This is a genomic window from Parasphingorhabdus cellanae (assembly GCF_017498565.1).
Classification (GTDB): domain Bacteria; phylum Pseudomonadota; class Alphaproteobacteria; order Sphingomonadales; family Sphingomonadaceae; genus Parasphingorhabdus; species Parasphingorhabdus cellanae.
On sequence record NZ_CP071794.1, the window covers coordinates 1,850,001 to 1,875,255 of the forward strand.

General features: G+C 54.4%; 23 protein-coding genes (1 of these 23 running past the window's edge). 9 read left to right on the plus strand and 14 right to left on the minus strand.

The window, feature by feature from the left end; genetic code table 11:
* Both J4G78_RS08850 and J4G78_RS08855 read left to right on the plus strand, forming a co-directional pair.
* Positions 1-364 carry the 3' end of a lipopolysaccharide biosynthesis protein gene (locus J4G78_RS08850; RefSeq protein ID WP_207990207.1) on the plus strand. It extends 1,148 nt beyond the left edge of the window, so only the last 364 of its 1,512 coding nucleotides appear in the window; its start codon lies off the left edge, out of view; the stop codon is at positions 362-364.
* A 43-nt stretch (positions 365-407) separates the two neighbouring features.
* Positions 408-1,211 carry a sugar phosphate isomerase/epimerase family protein gene (locus tag J4G78_RS08855; RefSeq protein WP_207990209.1) on the plus strand — a complete coding sequence of 268 codons (804 nt, stop codon included), beginning with the start codon at positions 408-410 and terminating at the stop codon, positions 1,209-1,211.
* A 27-nt stretch (positions 1,212-1,238) separates the two neighbouring features.
* Here J4G78_RS08855 and J4G78_RS08860 read toward each other — a convergent pair whose 3' ends face one another.
* Positions 1,239-1,667, minus strand: coding sequence for a CBS domain-containing protein (locus tag J4G78_RS08860; protein ID WP_207990211.1), 429 nt, complete (start codon positions 1,665-1,667; stop codon positions 1,239-1,241).
* A 138-nt stretch (positions 1,668-1,805) separates the two neighbouring features.
* Between J4G78_RS08860 and J4G78_RS08865 the strand changes: the two genes are divergently transcribed.
* Both J4G78_RS08865 and J4G78_RS08870 read left to right on the plus strand, forming a co-directional pair.
* Positions 1,806-2,105, plus strand: coding sequence for a hypothetical protein (locus J4G78_RS08865; protein ID WP_207990213.1), 300 nt, complete (start codon positions 1,806-1,808; stop codon positions 2,103-2,105).
* Complete coding sequence (locus tag J4G78_RS08870; protein WP_207990215.1) at positions 2,098-2,514, plus strand: acyl-CoA thioesterase; 417 nt, start codon at positions 2,098-2,100, stop codon at positions 2,512-2,514. Before J4G78_RS08865 ends, J4G78_RS08870 begins: the two co-directional genes overlap by 8 nt.
* A 187-nt stretch (positions 2,515-2,701) precedes the next feature.
* On the opposite strand, the gene J4G78_RS08875 is transcribed toward J4G78_RS08870, so the two are convergent.
* The 3 genes from J4G78_RS08875 to J4G78_RS08885 form a co-directional block, all read right to left on the minus strand.
* Entirely contained in the window at positions 2,702-4,297 is a 1,596-nt protein-coding gene (locus J4G78_RS08875; protein WP_207990218.1) for a DUF4139 domain-containing protein, read from the minus strand.
* Between the two features lie 3 nt (positions 4,298-4,300).
* Positions 4,301-5,680 (minus strand): DUF4139 domain-containing protein, encoded by a 1,380-nt coding sequence (locus tag J4G78_RS08880; protein WP_207990220.1) that lies wholly within the window; start codon positions 5,678-5,680, stop codon positions 4,301-4,303.
* A gap of 64 nt (positions 5,681-5,744) precedes the next feature.
* Positions 5,745-7,319, minus strand: a complete 1,575-nt coding sequence (locus J4G78_RS08885) for a DUF389 domain-containing protein (RefSeq protein WP_207990222.1) — start codon at positions 7,317-7,319, stop codon at positions 5,745-5,747.
* Positions 7,320-7,479: 160 nt separating this feature from the next.
* Here J4G78_RS08885 and J4G78_RS08890 point away from each other — a divergent pair, with 160 nt between their 5' ends.
* Positions 7,480-8,118: a TetR family transcriptional regulator gene (locus J4G78_RS08890; RefSeq protein WP_207990224.1), complete on the plus strand. Its 639-nt coding sequence runs from the start codon at positions 7,480-7,482 to the stop codon at positions 8,116-8,118.
* A 70-nt stretch (positions 8,119-8,188) separates the two neighbouring features.
* Complete coding sequence (locus J4G78_RS08895; protein ID WP_207990226.1) at positions 8,189-8,959, plus strand: sulfite exporter TauE/SafE family protein; 771 nt, start codon at positions 8,189-8,191, stop codon at positions 8,957-8,959.
* A gap of 90 nt (positions 8,960-9,049) precedes the next feature.
* Here J4G78_RS08895 and J4G78_RS08900 read toward each other — a convergent pair whose 3' ends face one another.
* From J4G78_RS08900 to J4G78_RS08925, 6 genes are all read right to left on the minus strand, one after another.
* Positions 9,050-9,421, minus strand: coding sequence for a hypothetical protein (locus tag J4G78_RS08900; protein ID WP_207990228.1), 372 nt, complete (start codon positions 9,419-9,421; stop codon positions 9,050-9,052).
* Between the two features lie 251 nt (positions 9,422-9,672).
* A complete protein-coding gene (locus J4G78_RS08905) occupies positions 9,673-10,209 on the minus strand; it encodes a VOC family protein (protein ID WP_207990229.1) in 537 nt (178 codons plus the stop codon).
* Entirely contained in the window at positions 10,206-10,859 is a 654-nt protein-coding gene (locus tag J4G78_RS08910; protein WP_207990231.1) for a carboxymuconolactone decarboxylase family protein, read from the minus strand. The genes J4G78_RS08905 and J4G78_RS08910 overlap by 4 nt, the downstream gene beginning before the upstream one ends.
* Positions 10,860-10,903: 44 nt before the next feature.
* Entirely contained in the window at positions 10,904-13,582 is a 2,679-nt protein-coding gene (gene acnA, locus J4G78_RS08915; RefSeq protein ID WP_207990233.1) for an aconitate hydratase AcnA, read from the minus strand.
* Positions 13,583-13,824: 242 nt separating this feature from the next.
* Positions 13,825-14,358 carry an energy transducer TonB gene (locus J4G78_RS08920; protein WP_310737260.1) on the minus strand — a complete coding sequence of 178 codons (534 nt, stop codon included), beginning with the start codon at positions 14,356-14,358 and terminating at the stop codon, positions 13,825-13,827.
* 289 nt (positions 14,359-14,647) lie between these two features.
* Positions 14,648-16,879 (minus strand): ATP-binding protein, encoded by a 2,232-nt coding sequence (locus tag J4G78_RS08925; RefSeq protein ID WP_207990237.1) that lies wholly within the window; start codon positions 16,877-16,879, stop codon positions 14,648-14,650.
* Positions 16,880-17,108: 229 nt separating this feature from the next.
* Between J4G78_RS08925 and J4G78_RS08930 the strand changes: the two genes are divergently transcribed.
* Positions 17,109-17,975: a hypothetical protein gene (locus J4G78_RS08930; RefSeq protein WP_207990239.1), complete on the plus strand. Its 867-nt coding sequence runs from the start codon at positions 17,109-17,111 to the stop codon at positions 17,973-17,975.
* Positions 17,976-18,043: 68 nt separating this feature from the next.
* Here the strand turns inward: J4G78_RS08930 and J4G78_RS08935 are convergent, their stop codons facing one another.
* On the minus strand, positions 18,044-19,318 hold the full coding sequence (locus J4G78_RS08935) for a glycerate kinase type-2 family protein (RefSeq protein ID WP_207990241.1): 1,275 nt from the start codon (positions 19,316-19,318) through the stop codon (positions 18,044-18,046).
* Positions 19,319-19,381: 63 nt separating this feature from the next.
* Here J4G78_RS08935 and J4G78_RS08940 point away from each other — a divergent pair, with 63 nt between their 5' ends.
* The gene (locus J4G78_RS08940) at positions 19,382-21,160 is read left to right on the plus strand and encodes a sugar phosphorylase (protein ID WP_207990243.1); all 1,779 of its coding nucleotides are present in this window, start codon (positions 19,382-19,384) and stop codon (positions 21,158-21,160) included.
* Here J4G78_RS08940 and J4G78_RS08945 read toward each other — a convergent pair.
* From J4G78_RS08945 to J4G78_RS08955, 3 genes are read right to left on the minus strand one after another with little or no spacing between them, the layout of a single operon-like run.
* Complete coding sequence (locus J4G78_RS08945) at positions 21,157-22,371, minus strand: glycosyltransferase family protein (protein WP_207990245.1); 1,215 nt, start codon at positions 22,369-22,371, stop codon at positions 21,157-21,159. The genes J4G78_RS08940 and J4G78_RS08945 overlap by 4 nt on opposite strands.
* Positions 22,372-22,404: 33 nt before the next feature.
* Entirely contained in the window at positions 22,405-23,241 is an 837-nt protein-coding gene (locus tag J4G78_RS08950; protein ID WP_207990247.1) for an HAD-IIB family hydrolase, read from the minus strand.
* Between the two features lie 12 nt (positions 23,242-23,253).
* Positions 23,254-23,679, minus strand: coding sequence for a MarR family winged helix-turn-helix transcriptional regulator (locus tag J4G78_RS08955; protein WP_207990249.1), 426 nt, complete (start codon positions 23,677-23,679; stop codon positions 23,254-23,256).
* A 239-nt stretch (positions 23,680-23,918) separates the two neighbouring features.
* Here J4G78_RS08955 and J4G78_RS08960 point away from each other — a divergent pair, with 239 nt between their 5' ends.
* Entirely contained in the window at positions 23,919-25,181 is a 1,263-nt protein-coding gene (locus tag J4G78_RS08960) for an acyl-CoA dehydrogenase family protein (RefSeq protein ID WP_207990251.1), read from the plus strand.
* Positions 25,182-25,255: the final 74 nt, after the last annotated feature.

Genomic DNA, 25,255 nt, shown 5'->3' on the forward strand with positions numbered 1-25,255 from the left:
GCAATGGGGCGCGATTGGCCTTGCCTGGGGTTGGGTCATCGCCTTTCCCTTGCTTACGCTATTCACGTTCCTGCAGTCCTACCGCCACATCGGAATCAGCGCAGGTCAACTGGCTGGCGCAGTTTGGCCCGGCCTGTCGGCCTCCATCGCGATGGCAGCTATTGTATGGATTGCTGACCAGTTTTTGCCAGACATGATCGTTTATGCACGGTTTGCGATATTGGTTGCGATCGGCGGGCTTGCCTATGTCGGTTTGTTATGGCTGTTGGCGAAGCAGGCCTTGCTTGAAATATTCCAGCTGGTCGTTCGCAAAAAGGCGCCAGAATCCCAAACCGCGCCGGATCTTGCGGAAAGCCCCTCTTAAAAGCGCGCATTGCGTGGGAGCGAGCATCGGCTAGATCAATGGCATGTCTCACATATTATCTTTAGCCGCTGGCACACTTCCGGAATTTCTGCCCGATCAAGTTGCCCAAGCGGCCGGACAATCCGGTTTTAGTCATGTCGGCTTTACTATTGAGCCGGACAAGTGGAGCGCGGAACAAGCCAAAGCCACCAAGGCCGCGATCAAGCAACATGACCTGTTCGTGCTTGATGTCGAGGTTATCTGGATTCCCGAAGGCGGCGTGCTGACCGACGACCATCGGCTGATTATAGACGTGGGCGCAGAATTGGGCGCGCCCAATGTCCTGGTGGTTAGCGCCGAACCCGACCCCGACCGAACCGCTGCCGCATTACATCAACTCTGTGAATGGGCAGCACCGGCCAATATGAGGGTCTCGCTGGAATTTCTGATGATCACGGCGGTACAGTCGCTTGATACAGCTTTGGATATTGTCCACCGCTGCGATCATCCCGCTGCAGCCGTGTTGATCGATAGCTTGCATTTTCAGCGGGCAGGACATGCTGCGGCCGACCTAAAGACTGTCACGGGCAACCTGCTACACTATAGCCAAATATGTGACGGCAATTTGCACTGCGCCGACGATTTTGATGCTTATCTGGAAGATGCTATCGACTTGCGCAGCGCGCCCGGAGAAGGCGAGCTGCCGCTTATCGATATATTAGATGCATTGCCAATGGACATTCCGCTTAGTCTGGAAGTGCGGTCAAAAACCTATCGTGACCAATATCCTGATCCGGTCGAACGGGCCAAAGCCGTTCGGGTGAAAAGCCTAGCCTATCTGGATAAGACTGGCATCTCTATCAGATAAGCTCCGGTCGACAGGTTCCAGGGATGCTCAGGCGCTTTGTATATAGTTGCGCATCTCCGCCGCTTCGCTTTCAATTTTGTCGATGCGATATTTCACCAAATCTCCGATGGATATAAAGCCGACCAGCTGATCCTTTTCAACCACTGGCAAATGGCGGATGCGGCGTTTGGTCATGAGCGACAGCGCTCCGATTGCGCTTTTTTGGAGATCGACGGATATAACGTCCGCAGTCATTACCTCTGCAACTCGCTTTTCCATTGCACTCGCGCCATATTTTTGAAGGCTGTGCAAGACGTCGCGTTCTGAAAATATACCAGCGACTCGCTCTCCATCTAGAACCGGCAAGGCGCCAATCCTCTTGTCAGCCAATATCGCAACTGCATCCGCGACTCTATGATCCGCCGAGCAGCTAAAAACAGGTCCATCTCGGCCTTGCATGATTGCTTGTATTGTCATTTGCGCCCTCTCCCCAGATTTAAAATAACCTGATTCCTTTTTTGAATGAAAGGATATAGCATATTTTTGACCGAAGTTGGACTTGATGGCAAATCGAATAAGGTTCAAAGAGGACCTATTCCAAAGGAGTTATAGAAATTGCCTGGTCCCTCACAGCTAGATGATCCCCTATATGCCGGTATTGCCTGGTCGCGTTACTGGCGTCTGATGCGCTGGATGACCGCGCTGACCTTCTTGTGCGTTATCGCCGCTTTGGGCTTTTTATATTATGCGCACGGCCTTGTTTCCGTTCACATGTATATCGCCGCGGCCGCTGGTGTCGGTTTTGCGCTGCTGTTGACCTCGGCTCTGATGGGACTGGTTTTCCTATCGAGCGGCACCGGTCATGATGACTGTATTGATGATCCGGTCAGCCGGGATATTTCACCGGATGAGTGAAGACGAACTGCGGGATCTGATCAAACTGCAGCCCGTTTTGCGCGTTGCCCCGCAACCCCGCGATCTCAATAATAATGGCCATATTTTTGGCGGCTGGGTTTTGTCCCAGATGGATATTGCGGGCGGCATCATGGCCGCGCGCGTGGCGCAAGGCTCAACCGCAACCGTTGCGATTGAAGCTATGTCCTTTCTCGCCCCGATCCTGACGCGCGACATTGTCTCTGTCTACGCGCAGGTTGAACGGATCGGCAAAACCTCGGTCAGCTTGCGTATCGATGTTGTTGCGGAGCGCAATCGCGGCGAAGAACATGTACCCGTCACCAGCGGTTTGTTTACCTTTGTAGCGCTGGACGAACGGCATCGGCCGCGTCCGATTCCCGAAAGCTCAAAAGCAAAATATACTGGCTGATTCGTGCTTGTTCAGAAAACTCTATCTTATGATGAATGAGTTTATACAGCTTATACACAGAATCAGGTAAAAAACACGCGCCTGCCCTGCATTCACAATAGCTGTCAGTTCCGCGCTGCTCGGAGGCTGATCAACACTATCACAGCAGGCCTGTTGTAGGAAAGCCAGCTATGTTTCTTCATCACTGTCATCGCTTGTTGCGCACCACCCGATAGGTCAGCACCCGCTCGCCATTGGCTGGCACCGTGACTTTCCAGAAATCCAGGCCATCCTTGCGGCCCAATTTCTCGCTCAGCTTGCGCAATTTCTCATCATCACGGTGGTCGAGCTTGATCTCCACATCGGCTGGCACACGCGATGCGTTGGTCACGGTGAGCTGCATCGCCGTCCACCGGCTATCTTCGTTGTCGACATTCTCCAACGCCTGCAACTGATAGCGGACCAGCGGACTTTCACTGATGGTGACTTCAACCTCTTCGCCAATTGCTTTGTCGTCCAAACCGCCTTCGCCGAGCAACAGGCGCTCCCCGCCAGCGGCTTTGAACGCCACCATCTTTCCTGCCGGCAAAGGCAGGCCGAGACCATCGCGTTTTTCGTTCTGGAACCGCAGGGTCGTCGCAAGCGGGTTGGCTTCGCTATAGTCATCCGCCACGATCTGCGCTTCGTAAATCTGCACAAACGGGATCGCGCTTTTTTCGAACATCGCCACCTGCTTCTGACTTTGCGAAGCTACGGTCACCGGCACCGGGATGCGATAGAGTTTCAGGTCGCCGAGCTCTTCCTGCTTCGCTTCGATCATTCGGGAACCTGTGACAACAACCATATCGGCTTCCGCCTCCATAGCGGCCATCGGCGCGGGCATTGGCCGCCCTGAAAAACGCGATTGGGCGCGTACTCTCTCAAAGCGTTTCACCATGATGTCGCTGGTCGTCCCCTGCGGCCAGCAGCGTAATGAAATCGATCCGCCTGTCGCGGGCGCTATATTGTCACGGCCTTTATTCGGTTGCCCTGCCACCGTCTGGGTCTGGGCATTGGCGAAACTTGTTTCATCGCCATTGGCCAAAGTCACCCAGGAAAAGAGGTTCATCGTCTGGCCGTCAGCGCTGACGTCCGCGACATAATTGGCCTGCCAGTCAAAACCGGTGGCGAGATAAGACAGTGTCACAGTCGCGCGGGTTGGTGTCGCGACACGGCTTTTCACGGACAATGTAGGCTTGGCCGATAGCCCTTCAGGAATAGCTGGATAGACAATTGTTTCGTTGAGGCCCGTACATTGCAAAGCTTCGAAACCTTCAGCGGTCTGCACTATCACACCGCCGCTGGCGTCGGTCCGGATTTGGGCGTCAAGCTCATTGGTCTGGCCGGTGACGGCATTGGTGCGTCTGATCGTCACGCCGCGTCCCAGATAGCCATTGAGCAACGCTGAGGGTGACAGCAAAGCGGCATCGCGGTTTTTCTCGATCACGCCATCCGGTAATCCCGTGACAATCGCCGATTGCGGGATGATCCCGCCAGCAACACCTTCGAAACGCAAGTCAATCTCGCCAGCCGGAAGCGTTACCGTGCGCTGCTCTGTGATCAGCGCATAGCCGCCGAGATAGTTGAGGTTCATGCCGTTATCGCTGTCGCGATTCGGGTCGCGATAGACAGTTACTGATACGGACGACGGGCTGCTGGATGTGACAATTTGGCGCGCCCATTCCGATGCATCCGGTTCGGTTTGCGCGACGGCTGCGGTGCCGGTGACCAGCAAAATGAACGCCAATAGCGCTCGCATTATCATGGTCTAGAACCGCGTCTCAAAGGTTGCGGTCACCGTCGCGCGTCCATTGGCCGGTACCGGTACTTTCCAGACGATGCTGTTGGACGAGCGCCGCTCGCTTTTCAGGCTTTCGCTGACAATCCTGGTGTCGCTCCAGTAAAAGTCCAGTCCGTCCTGGATCACCGACACCGTAACCGGGGTCGGCCGGGCATTCGTCAGTTCATAGGACATGCTGCTGCGCCACTTGCTCGACGACAGCCGCCGCCGCTCGGTTACAGTGGGCTTCACCTTCACGTCAAAAGCTTCGCCGGTTTTGAGCCCGAGTTCTGACCCCATCGGCGTATGACCGATAGTGTTTTCGCCAATAAATTGCGGCTGACCAGAGGCGTCTTTCATATAGACCCGAACGGTTCCAGCGGGCAGAGCATCGCCCAATCCGCCATCGGCAGAGGCGCTGAATTGCAATACCGTCGCTGCGCTTTGCGGCTCATTCTGCGTGCCGAGCCAGCGGTTGGTAAATTCATAGGCCTTTTGCGCTGATGCGCCAGTTACATCCAGAAAACTGACCTGTTTGGTCTGGGCGTTGGCAATCGTGGTCCGCGCGGCCAGCGGGTAGAGATAAAAATCGCCCAGGGCTTCGCGATTGGCGGATTCGGTTCCTGCGCGCCGGATATTGTTGCGGCGATTATTATTGCGCTGCCCGTTCACGCTCGGTGTTCCGGCCACCAAAAGCGTCTTGGCATTGTTAAAGGTCGTGCCGGTATTATTGGTCAGCGTGACCCAACCCTGCACATCCATCTTGCCGACACTTTCATCAAATAACGCCACATAGTCGGCTTTCCAGCCCATGCCGCCGGTCAAATAGCTGAGCTGCGCAGGCCGCGTACCCCCGCGCGTACTGTTCAGGGTTACGGATAATGTTGGCCGGGCGCGCAGATTATTCGGCACTTTGTCGAAAATCACCCGCGTCGGCAGCCGGTCATCACGCAGCACTTCAATGCGGCTACCAATTTGCAGCACCACACCGCCATTGGCCGCCAGCACTTTGGCCCGCTCGCGGGTTTCTTTGCCTGTTGCCGGATTGATGCGAACAATAGTAACCGTCTCACCCACCGCTTTTTCCATCAGTTTCTGCGGCGATAGCAGATCATAATCAAAATTCTGTTCGACAATACCGGTATCGGCGGCATTGAAGCCGACAGTCTCCGCCCGGATCTGTCCCGATACGCCGGGGAAGGTCTGTACCGAACGGCCGGATGGAATGTTGAGGCGGCGCGTATCCTGCACCAGCGCGAGATTATTGTTGTAGATTGTGACGGCTATATCGCCTTGGCCAGAAGACTGGCTGATCGCCGGGGTTGCAAGGGTGACCAGTGCCAGGCCGGTAAAAGCAAGAAGCCGCATATTTCTCTCTCCATCGTTCGTAAAGAACGGCCTAACGCCATCAAAATGAATGTAGTGTAAACAGCTACTCCGTCTCTTGTTCAACATCCTGTGGCGAAAGCCAACGCAGCATGACGGTTCCGCTGGCGCTGCCCGATCCAGACGGACGGACCGTCGTTGCGCTGGTATCGTATAAGGTTTTTCGGGCTACCTCGACATCTTCGGGAGAACCATAAGCGCCTAGCGGCAATTGCACGCGCGCCGCTGCCCAGCCAATTAGCGGGAGTTGCGCGCTGGATTCCTCGTCAATCGCCCCATTGGTTACCACAAGAGACGGCAGCGCCACAGCCGGCGGTTTGATTTCGATTGACCAGTCCGCAGCCTGTTCTGCAATTCGTTTCTCCAATGCATAATAGGTATCAAGCGTCGCACCTTGCAGCGGTTTTGCGGAGACCACAGCGCGGCGGCGGGTGGTATCAATCGTCACATCATCAGGCGATACACCTGCCACCAAAGCAAGGTTTTCGCGCAATTTGACCACGCGAATTTCCGCCTCCTGCGCCTGTTGCTGTGCACGGGCGGCAGCCAGTTCGGCACTGGCAGCATCATTACCGGTTTCGACGCGATATTGCTCAATCGCTACCGAAATCGACCGATTGAACGCACGGCTCAGCACGCGCGCGCTTTGCTGTTCCGCATCGCCAATAATCTTGGGCGTGAACACCGATGCGCTGACCACGATCGGGTCGGCATCAAAATCAATCTCGATCTGAGACACCCGGGCACGCGCGCCAAACTGATCCTTGATATAGCCATTGGCCTGCCGCGAAACATTCGCCTCCCACGCGATTTGCTGCAGCGAATAGCCCAGCGGGATCGCCAGACCGACAAAAACAAGCACCATTGCACCAATTTGAAATTGCGACTGTCGCTCTGACAGGTTGGAGCGAAAGCCATAAAGCCGGGCCATGCCGGCCGCAGTGAGCGCGATCGTCATCAAGTTGGTGAAAAATAACAGCAAAGACCCGCCGAAGACGGACATATTCAATGTCGCCAGGCCAAAGCCGACCACGGCCAATGGCGGCATCAAAGCCGTCGCAATCGCCACGCCGACAATGGTGCCCATCCGCCCGCGGATCATCGCATAGGCACCTGCCAAAGCCGAGAACAGGGCCACCGCCAGATCAAACAGATTCGGTCGCGTGCGTGCTGCGATCTCGGTCGTGACCGTCTGCAACGGGGACAACGCGACAACCAGCGCTGCGAAAAGAATGGCGACAATTGTTCCCAGAACCAGCGCCTTGGCGCTTTCCCGCAACCAACCATAATCTCCGATCGCGAGCGCAAAACCGGCTCCCATGATTGGGCCCATTAACGGTGACAACAGCATGGCGCCAATGACAACCGCAGGAGAGGAGAGCAGCAAACCGAGTATAGCGATGCCCGCTGACATACAGGTCATGAACGCGTAACGCGGACTGAAGTCGCTGTCTTCCTTTACTTTTTCAATCACCGCTTGCTGATCCACGCCAGAGCAGACAACCACGCGCCACCAGCGCCGGAACAACATGATGCTGCCGCTAATGGGATCAAACGGACCCGGTTCTTTTTCCGGTTTGGACGCAGAAGTCGGTGCTTCTGCCTGCGAATTTTCGGTCATGCGCTCCTATAGCCGCGGAGCTTGTTCGCCGACAATATAGAATCGACCATTTTACGCATTACCTCTGGGGTAATTGAAAAATAAAGAAAAATATCTTTTATCATAAAACCGTATGGTTTATATATGTCACAACCTTGTAAAGCAAAACAGGAGCCTCCCGATGCCACGTCCCGAAACTGATATCGAAGCCGGTCGTGAAAAATTGATCCAGACCGCGGAGGCAATTATCCGTGAACGCGGAGCGATCAACTTCACCATTACCGATCTGGCCGCAGAGGCGGGGATGTCGCAATCCAACGTCTATCGTTTCTTTGAAAACAAGGATGCGCTGGCCGAGGCAATGGCCGGGCGCTGGTTTGCCGAACTGATCACGATTATCGAAGGACTGGTCGAGGCCGACATGCCAGCGCGACAAAAGCTGTATGAGTTTTTCGCCCGGCGACTGGTCATCAAGCGCACGCGGTTTGAGGACGACCCGGATCTGTTCCGCTCCTATATGGAATTGGGCGATCAGCATTTTGATGTCATTCGCGGCTATGTCGATCTGACCGACCATTATATGGCAATCATTCTCGCCGAAGCGATGGAAGAGGGATATTTCGAAGGTCTGGAGCTGGATCAGGTGGTCTCGCTCGTGAACACAATGGTGCAGCCCTTCTGCAATCCCAACCTGATGATGGACATGATGCATCTGGCCGATGAAGACCGGTTGCGGCAGGTGGTCGATACGATCCTGACCGGCCTGAAAGCCCATAGTGACAAGGCCCCGGAAAAACCGGAACTGCATATCGCGAGCTGAAGCCCGTGCAATTGTGGCGGACACAGAAATGGCCTGTTGCCCTTATCCGGAAAATCGGCAAAGAGCGCCCATGTCCGACACGCTCGATATCTGGCTCACTGCTCATGCCGGGCTCTCCTTACTTCCGTTTCTGCTGGTATGCTCCATTGTATTTGGCGCCGCCTTTTTTCGCGGCCTGACTGGATTCGGCTATGCTATCTTGGCAGTGCCGCTGGTCAGCCTTGTCGCTGCGCCGACCACCGCCGTGATCATGGCCATATTGATGCAGCTCATCATAGGCCCCTTTGGCATTCGCTCTGCAGTGAAAATCATCAATGCACCGATGGTCGCGAAAATCGCAGCGCTCTCCTGCCTGCTAACACCGGCCGGGCTTTGGCTGTTAGACATTGTCAGTGCAGATCTTGCGCGGCTCGTTATCACGATCATCGCGATTGGGAGCTTTGTCGCGTTCATGCTGAAACGGCCACCGGAATTGAACACATCGCCGCTCCATATCGCATTTGTCGGTAGTCTTTCGGGCCTGCTCAACGGCTTTGCGGCAATGCCCGGACCGCCGGTCATCCTGCATTTTGTCCGCAAAGGCGTTCAGCCGATTGTCGCGCGCGGATCGATGATCACGATCTTCTTTGCAGCAGCAACCATGGCAACGGCAGTCGCCTGGTGGCGCGGGATGATTGACGAGCAGACGCTGGTCTTAAGCCTGCTGGCCTGTCCACTGATGATTGGTGGCAACCAGCTCGGCGCGAAATTTTTCGGCAGCGTTTCCGAACCTGTGTGGCGCGGCGTTGTTGTCTTGCTGCTCGGCATTGCCGCGACAATGGCGTTGCTCAGAGCGTTTTGAAAAGTCAGGCGGCGCCTCGTGGAGTAGAAGGACACCGCCTGACCCTGCGACCCTGCACTTAGTCCCCCGTGCCAGGGTCTTTCCGCCGTCTTATCGGCGGCGGAAACTTCGGTGGCCCGAATATTTGGAATGACCAAATTTGCTGAACTTTTTGTGATGCCTAAAACCGCCATCATGATGGCGGGAAAATCCTTTGTGATTGCGAAAAACTTTCTTGTGCTTGAGATGCGATTTGCGGTGATGCAGGCCGCGATGATGGCCAAAACTGCGTGATCGGAAATGCCGGCGATTCTCCGCCTTGCCCTGCAACGCGTCGGCTGAAACCGGTATTTCGATACCAATATCTGCCGCTATCGTCGATCCGACAACAGCGTCGTTATCCGCCAGATTTGCTGCTTGAGCAGGAGCGACGGCGACCAATGCGAGCAGGCCGGTCATTGCTATTGAAGTCAGTTTTAACATTTTCTTTCTCCGTTAAGTGTCTTACTCAACGGTTCGAAAATAGTGCGGCTTTGGTTACAGGCTTTCGGCGAAAAGAAGGTTCAAGCGCCGTCAATACGCCACCTGTTTCCGACTAGCTGGCGAAGAATTTAACTCAGTGAAACAGCCAAAAGGAAAGCTCTCCGGTCTGTTCCGAGAATGACTGTCAGACAATTCAAAGTAATCGCAAAAAGCTGATGCTAGGCTTGGTCGGCAGTTTGGCTTTTTGAATTTCAACCCTGATATTCAGACGCCAGCCATTGCTTCATTTTCGCAGGCGGTGGCGAGGCGTTCATTTCTTGCTCATCCAGCGCAGCCAACGCTCTCTTGCGATCGTCTTCGGTAAAGCTTCCCGTTGTCAGGCAATATTCGATCATGTTGCCGTTGGGATCGCGGGTGTAAACCGAATGGCACCAATTATGGTCAATCTCCAGCACATCCAAACCCGCCGCGTTCCACTTCTTGCGCCAATTTTCCAGGTCTTGAGGACTATCCACCGAAAAGCTGTAATGATTAGTGCCTTGCGGCGTTTTTGCCGCTTCGTTGAGGTCATAGGCATATTCATCCTGGCCCGGCGTATCGTTGAGTTCCCAGAACGCGATAAACTTGCTGTCATCACCGTCCATTCGATAGAAAAAATGCTTGCCCCAGCCACCGCCCATAACCGGTGCAATCTCGACTTTAACCAGTTCAAAGCCCATAATGCCTTCGTAAAATGCATGAATGCCGGCCATGTCTTTCGCGGCCAAAGCGAGATGGTGATAGCTCATTTGTTCGCGTCCTTCCGTTTATCGACCATGCCCATGACATCCGCCATCGCGCCTTCTGGCGCAGGTATTTCGACAACCCGCTCATCGACATCATCAAATTCAAGCCGCAGCGCCCGGCTCATCACAGCGTGCATCATATAGGTACAGGTGATGTAGGTCAGCTCGATGATCTCGACTTCACTGAGATGCTTTTTCAGCGCATCGAATACACCGTCCGGCACCCTGCCCCGCTCCAATACCAGGCAGTCCGTATAAGCGAGCACAGCGCGTTCTACTTCGTCGAAACAATCTGCAGTCGACCAGTTGGGAATGGCCTTGACCTGCTCCTCCGAATAGCCCTCAAAGCGCATCGCTTTGCTGTGTTGCGAATAGACAAATTGCGAACCAACGGCATAGCCTGCTCGGATCTGGCCCAACTCCCGCAATTTCGGATCGAGCTTGCGATTGGGCGAGCGGTAAAAGCCAAAACCCTCGGTGGTATGTTTGAACGCGTCGGGAACCTGCGCAAAGACAGTCCACCAATTTCCCGGTGTCCCGGTTGCGGTACCCGGCTCCGCTGCCGGATCACGATCCCCGAACAGCGTTTTGTAAAGCGCCAACACATATTCGTCGGTAACTTCAGACCGGGGTATTTCGCGCAGTCGGGGCATGGGTTTCTCCTGTACCCCGACTATGCACATAATTTAACGGCTTGCTACCCCGCCAGGTTGCGCAGCACGTAGTGCAGGATGCCGCCGTTGAGGAAATATTCCATCTCGTTGGCGGTGTCGATCCGGCAGACGGTGTTGAATGTCGCCGTTGTTCCATCAGCGCGGGTCATTTCCACTTCGACTTCCTGCAGCGGTTTCAGCGTCGCGACGCCCTTGATTGTAAAGCTCTCGCTGCCATCAAGGCTTAGTGTTTCCCGATCAACGCCCTCGGCAAATTGCAGCGGCAGCACGCCCATTCCAACCAGGTTGCTCCGGTGAATACGCTCGTAGCTTTCGACAATCACCGCGCGCACGCCCAGCAGGTTCGTGCCTTTCGCGGCCCAGTCGCGGGAAGAGCCGGTACCATATTGCTCCCCGCCAATCACGACCAGCTCATTGCCGTCCGCTTTGTGGCGCATGGCGGCGTCGTAGATCGGCATGATCTCACCATTATATTTGGTGTAACCGCCTTCCTTGCCGTCGGCCATTTCGTTCTTGATGCGGATGTTCGCGAAGGTGCCGCGCATCATGACTTCGTGGTTTCCGCGGCGGCTGCCGTAGCTGTTAAAGTCTTGTTTTGCCACTTGATGGTCGCGCAGATATTCTCCGGCGGGCGAGTCTTCCTTGATCGCACCGGCGGGCGAGATATGGTCGGTTGTGATCGAATCTCCCAATAATGCCAGTGTCTTGGCGTCGATAATGTCCCCGACAGGCTCCGGCGTCATGGTCATGCCTTCAAAATAGGGCGGATTGGCCACATAAGTGCTACCTGCACGCCACTGATAGGTGTCGCCCCCGGTCACATCGATATCCTGCCACGCCGCGTCACCTTTATAGACATCGGCATAGCGGCTCATGAACATGTCGCGGTTCACCGCCCCGCCCATGGCTGCGTTCACTTCATCATTGGTCGGCCAGATATCCTTCAAATAAACATCCGCCCCATCGCTGCCCTGCCCGATCGGCGTTTCGTACATATCCTCACGCACCGTGCCTTTCAGCGCATAAGCCACAACTAATGGAGGACTCGCCAAATAGTTCGCCCGCACATCCTGAGACACACGGCCTTCAAAATTCCGGTTGCCCGAAAGCACCGAAGCCGCAACCAGATCATTGTCATTAATCGCCTTGGAAATCGGCGCCGGCAAAGGCCCGCTATTCCCGATACAAGTCGTGCAGCCATAGCCGACCAGATTAAAGCCGAGATAGTTGAGATCCTCCGAAAGCCCCGCCTTGTCGAGATAATCTGTCACCACCTGCGATCCGGGCGCCAGCGAACTCTTCACCCAGGGTTTGCGCTGCAAGCCCCGCTCCCGCGCCTTGCGCGCAACGAGCCCGGCGGCAATCAGCACGCTGGGGTTGGAGGTGTTGGTGCAGGACGTAATCGCCGCAATGGTGACATCGCCGTGGCCGAGATCATGATCCGCGCCATCCACCGCGACCCGCTTGTCAGGCTCGGTGCTATTAAACACCTCGATAATATCCTTGTTAAAGCCCTCATCGAGATCGGCCATCGAAACGCGCTGTTGCGGCAGCTTCGGCCCCGACAGCGAAGGCACCACGCTGGTCATGTCGAGCTCCAGCGTCTTGGTATAGATCGCCTCAACCTCGTCATCATGGCGCCAGAAACCCTGCTCCTTGGCATAGGCTTCGGTCAACGCGATATCCGCTTCGCTGCGACCGGTCAGGCGCAGATAATCCAGCGTCTTGTCATCAATCGGGAAGTAACCGCAGGTCGCGCCATATTCCGGCGCCATATTGGCAATCGTCGCGCGATCGGCGAGCGACAGCGCCGCCACGCCCGGACCGTAAAATTCCACAAAGCGCCCGACCACGCCCACTTCGCGCAGCATCTGCACACAGGTCAGCACCAGATCGGTCGCGGTAATGCCCTCGGCCAGCTCGCCGGTCAGCTTGAACCCGACCACTTCGGGGATCAGCATCGATACCGGCTGGCCAAGCATCGCGGCTTCCGCCTCAATCCCGCCCACGCCCCAGCCGAGCACGCCCAGGCCGTTGATCATCGTCGTATGGCTGTCGGTGCCGACACAGGTATCGGGATAGGCCACTTCCACGCCGTCCGCATCTTTCGATGACCAGACCGCGCGGGCAATATTTTCCAGATTCACCTGATGGCAAATGCCGGTTCCGGGAGGCACCACGGAGAAATTGTCAAACGCCTTCGATCCCCATTTCAGAAATTCATAGCGCTCCATATTGCGCTGATATTCCAGCGCCACATTATTTTCGAAAGCCTGCGGCGTGCCAAATTCGTCGACCATGACCGAGTGGTCAATCACCAGATGCACCGGCACCTGCGGGTTAATCTTCTGCGCATCACCGCCGAGCGACTTGATCCCGTCGCGCATCGCCGCGAGGTCAACAACCGCCGGAACGCCGGTAAAATCCTGCATTAAAACGCGGGCCGGGCGATATTGAATTTCGGCCGAGGACTTCGCCTCTTTCTGCCAGTCGACCACCGCCTGCGCATCCCCAGCCGCCACCGTATGGCCGCCATCTTCAAAGCGCAGCATATTTTCGAGCAGGACTTTCAGCGTATAGGGCAAGCGATCAATATCCCCGAGCTTCGCCGCCGCCTTGGCGAGCGAATAATAGGCATAGTTGGTGCCGTTAACATTAAGCGTCGCGCGCGTGCCGAGTGAGTCTTGTCCGGTGGTGGTCATAATTCGTCCCTTATTTTAATTTTTTGCCGGTTTGGCCTGTCCGCCGAAGCGTCAGCGAAGGCGGAGGGGAGCAGGAATTCCGGCATATGAATCGATGTTCGAGAGCGCTTTAGCGCAGGGGGTGCCGGGGTGCAATGGCAAGAGCCACGTGTTCCGCACTTGATGCGGAACCCAGGGAGAGATTGCGCAGCGCCACGACAAACACCCTTGCTCCGGATCAAGTCCTGAGCACAGAACTGTTATCATTCACTTGGCTTGCCTTCTGGAAACGCCAAAGGCGGTTCCCACTGGATGCCTTTCTCCTGCGCACGTTGCAATTCTATCCACGGCGGACCAGCGAAGTTTACCGAAAGCGGGTAGAAGCCTTCATCGCGCTTCCCGTAATAATCCATCGCAGGGACAAAGCGCGCTCGCCTAGACAGGTTCTTGCAGGCCGCCTGATCCAGATCATCATGCCCACTCGATTGGGTCACCTCACAGGCTCCGACTCGCCCCATTCTGGTTATTGTCAGTAACAGGGCCACGCTACCCTTACGCTCTTCTCTCAGCGCTTTGTGGGGATAATCTCCGTTTCTCATCCACCGGCTATAAATTCCCCTTGGTCTCGGCGATTGGCTGCGACCACTTCGGTTATTCGCATTGCTATCCGCAAAAGGCATAACCACCACCCACTTTAACTTGGAGAGACGGTTCTGCGCTTGAAGTGATGGTGCCGATAGTACCATGATCGATAAGGCTATTGTGGTTAGCCCGATATGTTTTTTGCCCCATGTCATCGGGTGATCCTAGAGCATCTAATTCTTTAAAGTCAAAAAGACTACATAGCGATGGGGACCGAGGTGGCCACGAACAAATGCGTGACGACGGATAGCAGCAGACACCATATCCCCAGTTCAGAATGCCTACTTCGCGCGACGAACGCTAATCCCGGTATTCGCTACGTTTGCATGGTGAGTCGAAACGATGCATTTTACAAGCCGTTACATGTTGGTTGTCCGGTTTTGTCATGACGGGCTTTGAGGGTGTATAATAGGCGAGGGAGAAAAAGAGGAGCGAAGAACTGAACTAGTCTTGACTTGTTGGAACAGAAACAGCCGGTGAAGGTCGAGATGGAGCTGCTTCTGGCTGCGCTTCTTTTGCCGCTGCCTCTTTTTGTGCGACGGTTTCAATTGCCGTATTTATATCCATGAACTCGTCCAATTTTGCGCTGGCTTCTTTTTTTCCCTGATCAAAATTGCGTTTTAATAACAATGGTCTTTCACCTATCACCCCTTTACCGAACGCGATAAATTCAAGGAATTTTAAATTGGGAATAGCCTTCACATAACCAGCATCATAAATGTTCATCAGAAAAGATAAGCTGGTTTGATCGACAAGGTTGTGAGTCAGAAAGGTATTGCACTGAGACAATACTGTTTTACTCACTAGGGCAGTTCGCTGTGACACAATGAACAAGCCAACTCCGTATTTTCTACCTTGCAAAGCGATTTGCCCAATTTTGCTAACAACAGCTTGAGTAGCAAAACTCAAACCAGATCCCGAAGTTTCTGGGATTATGGTATGAGCCTCTTCCAACACAATTAGAATCCGACGGCTTTTTCGATGTGCTCTTGCCCATTTCATTACCTCCGATAAATATATCTCAGTGGCGAGCAAAGTTGCATTTGTATTGGTCACCTCGGCCAGTTCGAAAAGTCCGATCTTGGGTCCGCTGGCACAAAGGAACGTATCTATTTGTTTTCTTGCGATCGCTCTTATTTTGTCTTGGAATTCCTTGAGTATTCTTTTCTCGTCCTTCGCACCATGTTTACCAGTATCGACGTCAAATATCTTACTTTCTAACTCGTCCGACTTTCCTGTAGTTAAGCCGATTCCTTCCGGCTTCAAATGGGCCAAGCGCTTTCGATATTCGCCCGTTAAATCAACACAGATTACTTTAGTGTCTTGGTGCAAAGACTCCTCGATTAGATCAAATACAAGTTCGGTTTTCCCCGTACCAGTTACACCTAAAATGGCGGTATGATATCCGATCAAATCTGGCAAAAAGCCTTTGGTCTTGATGTCAGTATTAGGAATATGCCCCAGTTCAAATTCACCTTTTCCGGGATTCAAGTCGAATTTTCGTTCTTCGAGTATCATAAATACCGGTAAATTCATTTTCGGTAACCAAGAGAACGTGCTGAAGCCGTTTTCATCACTCCAAGTACCAAGTTGAACAGCACTAACAATGTGTGTGCCTCGAGGGTTCTGTTGAAAACTTTCCTCAGCAGTATTTGCGTTCATTATCTGATAATAAACAGCGGTTTCATTTATGATACAAAAGAGAACTGAACCCTTTGTCAAATTAGAGCCCAGAGCAATTTCAAATTTTATCTCTGAGATCTCCGAACCTTCGACTACAAATCCAACCAGTTCACATTGATCTTCTGGCCCCGAAAGCTCTTTGAGTAAGCCTTCGCGAAGCTCCGGCGCAAATGCCTTGAAGACCCGGCCATTTAGTTTTGGGAGTTCGTACTCTAGCTCCGCACCAACCAACAGTCCGGTGCCCATTATTTCGTCATTTTGAACATTCGAGAACAAAGGTAACACGTATCTTTGACTACCATTGGGCATCAGAGCGATGTGCACGTCGTCGATCCAACGCTCATCTTCGGTTAGCCGGACACGAACAATATCTGGATCGTCAACCCTCATGAGTTCACCTGACAAGACAAACTCACCAGAGGATTTTTCTTCGACCCATTTACTTATGGCTGCTATAATAAATTCAACGGGTTTTAACAAAGCAAAGCCGAGCCAAAATAGGGTTAGCAAAAAAATCTTCGTGGCATCGGCATAGAAGCCAAAGATACTGATCAGCGCTGTCATTCCGAAAAGAACGGCTCCGTTAGAAAACTGAGCAGCAAAATCGAATGCAAATCTTCCCAGAGGTGTCGCCCTATCTTTGGCAAACATTGCGGCAGTAAGGGCCGCTACGCCGACAATCGCAGAATAGACAATTGCAAAAAAACGGAAGATTTCGATCTCGAAATCAATATCTTGAACTGGCTCTAAATCCAACGTCACCAGTGCAACGATGTTGACAACAGCGGCACCAATTGCGTCACGAGGTGGACGATAAAAGGGGGCCGATATTAAACTTAATGTCCACCACCCGATTGCGGATATAAACCAAACAGATTGACCACCGGCAGATATTGCAAAGTGGCCGGTCACCCAAATATACAATATATAGAATATAAGGCCGTTTATTCCAAAAGCGAGAAATCGGCTTTTTTGGCTAAGATTTTCTGTCAATCAATGCCCCTTCATTTAACGTATAGCTGCTGCGTATCAATTAACCCCGAATATAACGCTATACGTTAAGCCCCTACTTCTATTTGCTCTTCAACTAATTGTCTATTGCTATGAATAATAATATTCTCCGCGATACAAAAAGCAGTAAAACCCCCTTTCCTACAACCCCCAGTCTTTGATACACCGGCCCGAATCAAAGGAACAAAAGAAGAACGAAAGGGCCGCTGCCATGGCAGATGACAACCCCCATAACTCCAATCTTCCCGTCCCCGCGGCGGAGGAGCCGCCGCCGGAGCGCCCCTATCGGGTCCGCCATGATGGCTGGACGGCGGAGCGGCAGAATATTTTTATTGAATCGCTGGCCAAGACGCGCTGCGTTAGGGACGCCAGCCGCATCGCGGGGATCAGCTGGAACAGCGCCTATCGCCATCGCAAGCGCAGCCCGGCCTTTGCCGAACGCTGGGCCCTCGCGCTGCGCCGGGCAGAGACGACCATTGGCGAAGTCACGTGGCAGCGCGCGGTGGAGGGCGTGGAGGAGGATGTCTGGTATTATGGCAAGGTGGTCGGCAAGCGCACCAAATATGCCAATGACCTGCTGCGCCTGCTCTATCAGCATGACACCAACGGCGCCGGCCGCGATGCGCAGGGACGCTTTGCGCCGTCGGGTGAGGGGGCTGGCCATGACGCCGATGAAGGGACCGATAGGGAAGTTCATGACGGGGCGCATCCCGGGCCGCAATATCCGGACGTGGATGAGCCCACGACGGTGGCGGGCCGCACAATCTATCCCAAATGGGTCTCCCTGCCCCCGCCGGACCCGACAAAGCCCAAAGACACGCTCGATGAAAAGCTCAAGAAGATCAGCGACAATATCAGACGATTGGGCAGCCGCACCATCAACCTGCGCACCAATCAGGGCATGACCGACGAAGTGGTCGAAGCGGTCCAGCGCTTTGTCGCCGGCGGCCGGGTGATGCTGCCCGCCAAGTTTAAATGGCTGTCCCCGGAAAAGTTTGAAAAGGCCAAGGCGGAATTTCTCGCCGAATATCCCGGCGGCGTGCCAGAGGAAAGGAAAGCGGAGTTTAACCGGGAATAGGCGGGAGATAGCCGCGGCGGCGTAGGCCTATCCCCCATCCCCACTCGTCCAGCCATTTTTCAGCGCCCCTATCCGATCAATAATATCCTGAGGTCATTGACATTGGTGCCCGACGGGCCGGTCATCAGCAGGCCGTCTGCGCGGGCAAAGGCGGCATAGCTATTGTCGCTCTCCAGCTGTTGCCGTGCCGCCGCTGCGCCGCCCATCTGCTCCACAATACCGGGCCACAGATACGCGCCCGCATTATCTTCCGACCCGTCAATCCCGTCGCTGTCCGCGGCAAATCCGATTATCCCCGGCGCATCGTTCAGCGCCAGCGCGCAGGCGAGCATATAGGCGCTGCAACGCCCGCCGCGGCCATCGCGATTGCGCACCGTGACTGTCGCCTCACCGCCCGAAACAAGCGCCGCCTTGCGCCGCTGCGCCTGTAATTGCAGGGCCAGCTTTGCATGCTCCGCGCCCAGCTGCGCCGCCTCCCCCTCCAGCGCATCGCCCAGCATGATCGCTTCATAGCCCAGCGCCGTGACGGCGGCGGCGGCTTCGGCGCACATATCCGCCGGGCGCGCACAGATTTCGGCCGTCGCCGTTTGCATGCGCGGATCATCCGGCTTGGGCGTTTCCAGCGCGCCTTGCTCCAGCTGCGCGCGGATGGCGGGCGGAATGGCAATCGCATAATGATCGATGATGGCCAACGCATCGGCGCAAGTGGACAGGTCCGCAACACTTGGGCCGGATCCGATCATCGCGATATCGTCTCCGGGAATATCGGAAATGGCCAGCATATGAGTCGCGGCAGGCCATGCCCGTGCCGCCAGGCGCCCGCCCTTGATGGCAGAGAGATGCTTGCGCACAATATTCATCTCGCCAATCGGCGCGCCGCTGTGGAGCAGGGCCCGGGTGACCGCCTGCTTCTCGGCCAGTGAAATACCCTCGGCAGGCGCAGGGAGCAGCGCGCTGGCACCCCCTGACATCAGCACCAGCAACAGGTCATCCTCGCCCAGACCATCCGCCGCCGCCAGCGCCAACTGCGCCGCATCGGCTCCCGCCGTGTCGGGCACAGGATGCGACGCCGATACGATCCGAAAATTGTGCGGTGCAAAATCCGCCTGCGCATAGCCTTGCCGGGTGACGATCAATCCCGCCGCATCTTCCGGCAACCGGTCATAGATCGCCGCCGCCATTTGGGTGGCCGCTTTGCCAGCCGCCAGGACATAGGTCCGGCCCATAACCTGAGGCCACTGCACATCGCACATGGCATGCTTGGGCAGTGCCGGCGCGAGTGCGCGTTCATAAAGGCCTTTTAAAAAAGCTTTTATTGAATCGGGATTTGTTGTTTTATGCACTGCACAATAAAGGCCCGATTGTCCCATCGCGGTCAAGCGACTTTTCGGAGGTTGATCCCCAATATGAATGATCGCGCAACACTCGACCATCTGCACAGCCGCCTGTCTGCGCAATTGAGCATCCTCTATCCCGATCATGATAGCCCCGATCATGATATCGATGCACTGGCTGACCGGATTATCGACCTGTTCTGGCCCGACCGGGATCAGATGATCAAGCGAGAGCATATTGCCGACAAGCATCTCTGGGATGAAAGCGATATTGCGCTCATCACCTATGGCGGCACGATCCGGTCGGACGGCGAAAAGCCGCTGCATAGCTTGCACCGGTTCTTGAGGACACATATTGGCCAGACCATCGGCATGGTGCACATCCTGCCGTTCTTTCCCTACAGCTCCGATGATGGCTTTGCCGTGATCGATTATCTGCAGGTCGATGAGGCGCTTGGGGACTGGTCCGACATCGAAACCATTGCCGGTGATTATCGCTTGATGGCCGATCTGGTGATCAATCATGGATCAAGCAAATCAACCTGGTTTCAGCAATTTTTGTCCGACCAAGCACCGGGCAAAGATTATTATTACACGGCCGATCCAGCTGCGGATCTGGGGCAAGTGGTGCGCCCGCGCTCCCATCCGTTGCTCACGCCCTTTCGCACCGCAGCGGGAGATCGCAATGTCTGGAGCACGTTCAGCGCGGATCAACTCGATTTCGACTTTACCAACCCTGACCTATTGTGTGAATTTGTAAAAATTATCGCAGACTATATCGCTCATGGTGTGCGGATATTCCGGCTTGATGCCATTGCTTTTCTGTGGAAGAAAATCGGTACGCCCTCGATCAATCTCGATGAAACCCACGAGGTCATCCGGCTATTGCGGACCTTGATGGACCATCATGCCGAAACGCTGATCATCATCACCGAAACCAACATCCCCAATCATGAAAACCTGACCTATTTCGGCAACCAGAATGAAGCGCATGTCATCTATAATTTCTCGCTGCCACCGCTGCTCGTCCACGCGCTGCTGACCGGTGATGCACTTTACCTCAAGCGCCTGACGCGAAGCAATCCGCCCGCATTGACCGGCTGTACTTACCTGAACTTTACGGCCAGCCATGATGGCATTGGTCTGCGTCCGACCGAAGGCGTATTGCCGCAAGGTGAGGTCGATCAAATGCTGACGGCGATCCAAGGCTTTGGTGGCCGCCTTTCGATGCGACGTGGTCCCGGCGGAACCGAAAAGCCTTATGAGATGAACATCTCTTATTTCGAGGCGATGCAAGGCACGCTTGATGGTCCGGACGATCACCAGATTGACCGGTTCATGGCTGCAATGGCAATCATGCTGTCGCTGGAAGGCATTCCGGCCATCTATATTCACAGCCTGCTTGCCACGCCCAATGGTTATGAAGAAGTCAATCTGACCGGTCAGAACCGCTCGATCAACCGACGACGGCTGGACTATGACGACATAAGCGACAAGCTTGATAATCCCGGGACGGTTGAAGCCACTGTCTTCAACCGTTTCCTCGGTCTGATCGAAATCCGAAAAAAACAATCCGCCTTTCACCCCAATGCCGTGCAATTCACACTGGCCTTGCCTGAAGGCTTATTCGGCATCTGGAGGCAAAGCCAGGATCGCAAGCAAAGTATTTTCGCGGTGACCAATGTGACGAACGGCGAAAAGATCCTGGCACTGGCAGATATTAACCTGATCGCAGGGGATGTCTGGTGGGATTTGATTTCCGGTCAAGCTGTTGCTGATATCGAAGGGGATTTTTCCTTGTCCCCTTATCAGTCTGTGTGGATTACCAACGTCAAACCACAGCTGGACTAACCTTCATTATCCAGCCTCACGGCTTCTTTGAAACGATCGGTGAAGTCGGGAATAGCGCTGTTAATCCGGTTCCAGTTGGCCATGAATGGCGTTTCGTTCGGCGATTCCAGAAAGACCTCACCGGCCGTCATAATATTTTGCGCGAACAGCTCCACGGTGGTCTCTTCTTCATGGCGATCAAGCGTCAGCCCGTTCATCACGGCATCATTGTAAAAGGTTTCGATCCGGTCGAGCGCGATCCGGAAATAGGTCGCTTTAAGCGTACGAAACGTCCCTTGCGAGAAAATTTGTCCATCGGTGGCGAGCTTACGGAAGATGGATTTGGTAATATCGATGCTCATCTTAGACAATCCGCGTTCCGGATTATCGTGCGAAACCGATTGATGCTTGTGGTCATAATTATCAGCTATCTCGACCTGACAAATGGACTGGGTCGAATGGTTGCGCCACACTTCTGAAAGAACGCCGACCTCCAGCCCCCAGTCGGACGGGATGCGGATATTCTTGACCACCTGTCGTCCCATCGCAAACTCACCGGCCAAAGCATAGCGAAAGCTATTGAGATAAGTGATATAGTCATTGGGTTCGCATACCTTCTTCAGCGCAGCGAGCAGCGGCCCGATCAACAGCCGCACGACCCGGCCGTTGAACTTCTCTTCGGTTGTCCGCGCATAATAGCCCTTGGAAAAAACATAGGGAAAAGTTGGATTGGCAACCGGATACATTAACCGCGCCAGCAGCGCCCGATCGTAGGTCAAAATGTCGCAATCGTGCAGACCGACAACCTGAGCGTTGGTGGCCGACAGAAAATAGCCAAAGCAGAACCAGACATTGCGCCCCTTGCCTGGCTGCGCCGGTGACAGGCCATGTTCTTTCAGTTCCTCGTCGAGAGCGGTCAGCCGCGGCCCACTATTCCACAAGATGTGATGGCGCTGCGGCAAGCGGGAGAAATAGCTTTTGGCATAGGCGAACTGGTCTTTATCGGCCCGGTCGAGTCCAATAATAATATCATCGAGATAAGGCACCCCTGCCAATTCATCGACAATATGTTCCAGCGCCGGGCCTTCCAGCTCGGAAAACAGGCTGGGTAGCACCAGCGCCATGGGATTGGCGGACCGGAAGTTCATCAAGTCTGCTTCCAATGACTCGGTCGACCGATCGGTCAAATTGTGAAGCGTGGAAATTATACCATTTTGATGAAAATCGGCCATGTGCGTCCCTATAATGTCTAGGCCAATGCCTAATCATGTTTCAGGCAGGGTTAAACCATATTTTTGCAATATGTCCTGAATTGCCGCGACCCAGCCATGCGGCCCGGGCCCTGCGGCGGTGCGGACATGCGATTTGGTCGATATAATCGCGACCCCGTCCACGTTCGGCATGATGACGCCAATATCAGCGGCCTCAATCATGCCGAGATCATTGGGGCCATCACCTAGGGCAATAGACACCAATTCTAATTCCGGTCTGCTGCTTTGAAAGGCACGGACGACCGTCTTCATTGCCTGTTCCTTGGTCGCCTGGCCGGTGAAGTGATAAAATCGTCCGCCGCGTTGAATCCGAATATCAGCCTTGGCCATAGCCGCTTCCAATTCTGAATAGGCGGCATCTGAACCAGACCAGAGAAATGGCTCGGTTGCCTCCCGCTCTTTGGCTCGCTGTGCATCTTCGATGGGAAGCCCGGTGGCCTCCGCCACAGCTTGTACCGACATATCTGCAAAACCGGTGATATGCTGGCGTAAATGCTGCGGCAGCCCATTTACCTGGTCCAATATCCGGCCATATTCGACGCCCATGATCACGATATGCGAATGTTCGTCTTGTGCAAAAGGCGCTCCATCAGGAGCGTGGATGACGGACCCGTTTTCGGTCACGCTCACCGCGCCACTGATCGGGATCGATTGTTCCAGCGCTTGCAATTCCGAACGCGTCTTGCTGGTGATCGGTATGATATCCGCCATCGATTGATCGCGCAATTGCCGGACCAGGTGATCCGCGGGCTTTGCTGAATAGCTATGATGATCCAGCAAAGTGCCATCAAGATCAGTGAATATCAGAAAGTGGACGCATTGGTTTGCCATGATGTTTGACCCTCAATCCGTATCATTAATGATCAGTTCCATCGCCGCAACCACCGTTGCAATTGTTTTCTCGCCCAGCAATTCATCAACCTTGGCACTGGTTTGATCGGTTATGGACTCTGCCTTCTTGACCGCTCCAGCCCCGGTCTTTGTCAGTTTGAGCAGCCAAGCCCGACCATCTTTATCATCGCGCACCCGTGCCACCATTTTCAGATCAATTAATCGCCGCACCATCGCAGTAATAGCGGAGTCATTCAGCCCCAGTTCCGCCGCCAACCGCGTCTGGGTCGTGGTCTCTTCCGAAGCGATAATCCCCAGGGCCGACATCTGCGCGGTCGTGACGCCTGCCACCTCTAGCAACCGGCGATCAGAGTTTTTCTTGAGCACATGCGCCGCTATTTGCAGCCGCGAATAGAATCTGAGGTGTCTTGCCGTCATGGCGAAACGCTACCCTATTTCCGGTCATTTGTGAACCGATTATAAGTTTATAGGTGAATTATAAATTATTTCGCGTTCAGGCAGAGATAGCGTATTTTGCCCATTTTTGCAGGTATATCAGTGATATTGCCATCTTCGTCCGTTATGATATAGTTCAATAATGAACTAAATGGCGACTCGCGTTTTCATCAACCCCTATGTGGACATGACCGTCCCATCACCCTGGAAAAGGAAACATAATGATCCAAGATCCCAACGATTCTGAAATGAACGATCTGCGCATGTCCGACGAGGGCCGCGTGCTCTATGACAAGGTCAAGCGCTTCGTCACCGAAGAAGTCGACCCGATTACCGAGCAGTTTTTCAAGATGGGTGAAGGGCGTGAGGATCGCTGGAGCTATGTTCCCGGTCAACTGGAATTGCTGGAAGGCGTAAAGGACAAAGCGCGGACGCAGGGTCTCTGGAATTTCTTTCTGCCCGATGCCGAGTCAGGCGAAGGTTTAAAGAACCTTGATTATGCCTTCATCGCAGGCGTGCTGGGCCAAAATTCTCTGGCGTCCGAATGCATGAATTGCAGCGCGCCCGATACCGGCAATATGGAAGTGCTGGAGCGGGTGGGCACGACGGCCCAGAAACAGGAATGGCTCGTACCTCTGCTCGAAGGTAAAATCCGCTCGGCCTTTGCTATGACCGAGCCCGGCCATCCGTCTTCGGACGCGCGGAATATTCGGACCGAAGCGGTTCTCGAAAAGGGTGAGTGGGTCATCAACGGCGAGAAATTCTATATTTCCGGCGCAGGCGATCCGCGTTGCAAGGTGATGATCACCATGGTCCGCACCAACCCGGATGGTCCGTCCCATTCGCAGCAATCCCAAATTCTGGTACCGATTGATACACCCGGTGTTGAAATTGTGGGCCCCATGCATGTGTTTGGCGATGACGACGCCCCTCACGGTCATATGCATATCAAGTTTAACGATGTGCGGGTGCCGGAGGAAAATATCCTATTGGGCGAAGGGCGCGGTTTTGAAATATCACAACTTCGCCTTGGCCCCGGACGTATCCACCACTGCATGCGCTCTGTCGGTGTCGCAGAACGGGCGCTGGACCTGATGATTCACCGCGGCGGCAGCCGGGAAGCCTTTGGCCAGCCTTTAGCGCTGCTCGGCAAGAATCTCGAAGTCATTTCACGCGCACGCATTGATATCGAAGCCATGCGGCTCATGGTCCTGAAAGCGGCCAAGGCGATGGATGTGATGGGCAACAAACAGGCCCGCGTCTGGGTGTCCATGGTCAAGGCCTATGTCCCAGAGATTACCTGCCGGATCATCGATGAAGCGATCCAGATTCACGGTGCCGCCGGTGTGTCGCAATGGACACCGCTGTCCCGGCTATATGCCAATCAAAGAACCTTGCGCCTCGCAGACGGACCGGATGAGGTCCACCATATGGTCGTTGGCCGGAATGAAATGGCCAATGCCGGCTACAAGCCGCAGCGCTAGGTTCAAAAATTAAACGGTATAGAAAGGCCGGATGCAAATTCCGGCCTTTTTGATATTTGGGCAATCACTCTATG

What these genes read in the sequence shown, in the direction of transcription:
- J4G78_RS08855 (WP_207990209.1), top strand. Translation starts at nt 408, where the DNA reads ATGTCTCACATATTATCTTTAGCCGCTGGCACACTTCCGGAATTTCTG.
- J4G78_RS08860 (WP_207990211.1), bottom strand. Translation starts at nt 1,667, where the DNA reads ATGACAATACAAGCAATCATGCAAGGCCGAGATGGACCTGTTTTTAGC.
- J4G78_RS08870 (WP_207990215.1), top strand. Translation starts at nt 2,098, where the DNA reads ATGAGTGAAGACGAACTGCGGGATCTGATCAAACTGCAGCCCGTTTTG.
- J4G78_RS08875 (WP_207990218.1), bottom strand. Translation starts at nt 4,297, where the DNA reads ATGATAATGCGAGCGCTATTGGCGTTCATTTTGCTGGTCACCGGCACC.
- J4G78_RS08880 (WP_207990220.1), bottom strand. Translation starts at nt 5,680, where the DNA reads ATGCGGCTTCTTGCTTTTACCGGCCTGGCACTGGTCACCCTTGCAACC.
- J4G78_RS08885 (WP_207990222.1), bottom strand. Translation starts at nt 7,319, where the DNA reads ATGACCGAAAATTCGCAGGCAGAAGCACCGACTTCTGCGTCCAAACCG.
- J4G78_RS08890 (WP_207990224.1), top strand. Translation starts at nt 7,480, where the DNA reads ATGCCACGTCCCGAAACTGATATCGAAGCCGGTCGTGAAAAATTGATC.
- J4G78_RS08895 (WP_207990226.1), top strand. Translation starts at nt 8,189, where the DNA reads ATGTCCGACACGCTCGATATCTGGCTCACTGCTCATGCCGGGCTCTCC.
- J4G78_RS08900 (WP_207990228.1), bottom strand. Translation starts at nt 9,421, where the DNA reads ATGTTAAAACTGACTTCAATAGCAATGACCGGCCTGCTCGCATTGGTC.
- J4G78_RS08905 (WP_207990229.1), bottom strand. Translation starts at nt 10,209, where the DNA reads ATGAGCTATCACCATCTCGCTTTGGCCGCGAAAGACATGGCCGGCATT.
- J4G78_RS08910 (WP_207990231.1), bottom strand. Translation starts at nt 10,859, where the DNA reads ATGCCCCGACTGCGCGAAATACCCCGGTCTGAAGTTACCGACGAATAT.
- acnA (WP_207990233.1), bottom strand. Translation starts at nt 13,582, where the DNA reads ATGACCACCACCGGACAAGACTCACTCGGCACGCGCGCGACGCTTAAT.
- J4G78_RS08920 (WP_310737260.1), bottom strand. Translation starts at nt 14,358, where the DNA reads ATGACATGGGGCAAAAAACATATCGGGCTAACCACAATAGCCTTATCG.
- J4G78_RS08930 (WP_207990239.1), top strand. Translation starts at nt 17,109, where the DNA reads ATGGCAGATGACAACCCCCATAACTCCAATCTTCCCGTCCCCGCGGCG.
- J4G78_RS08940 (WP_207990243.1), top strand. Translation starts at nt 19,382, where the DNA reads ATGAATGATCGCGCAACACTCGACCATCTGCACAGCCGCCTGTCTGCG.
- J4G78_RS08945 (WP_207990245.1), bottom strand. Translation starts at nt 22,371, where the DNA reads ATGGCCGATTTTCATCAAAATGGTATAATTTCCACGCTTCACAATTTG.
- J4G78_RS08950 (WP_207990247.1), bottom strand. Translation starts at nt 23,241, where the DNA reads ATGGCAAACCAATGCGTCCACTTTCTGATATTCACTGATCTTGATGGC.
- J4G78_RS08955 (WP_207990249.1), bottom strand. Translation starts at nt 23,679, where the DNA reads ATGACGGCAAGACACCTCAGATTCTATTCGCGGCTGCAAATAGCGGCG.
- J4G78_RS08960 (WP_207990251.1), top strand. Translation starts at nt 23,919, where the DNA reads ATGATCCAAGATCCCAACGATTCTGAAATGAACGATCTGCGCATGTCC.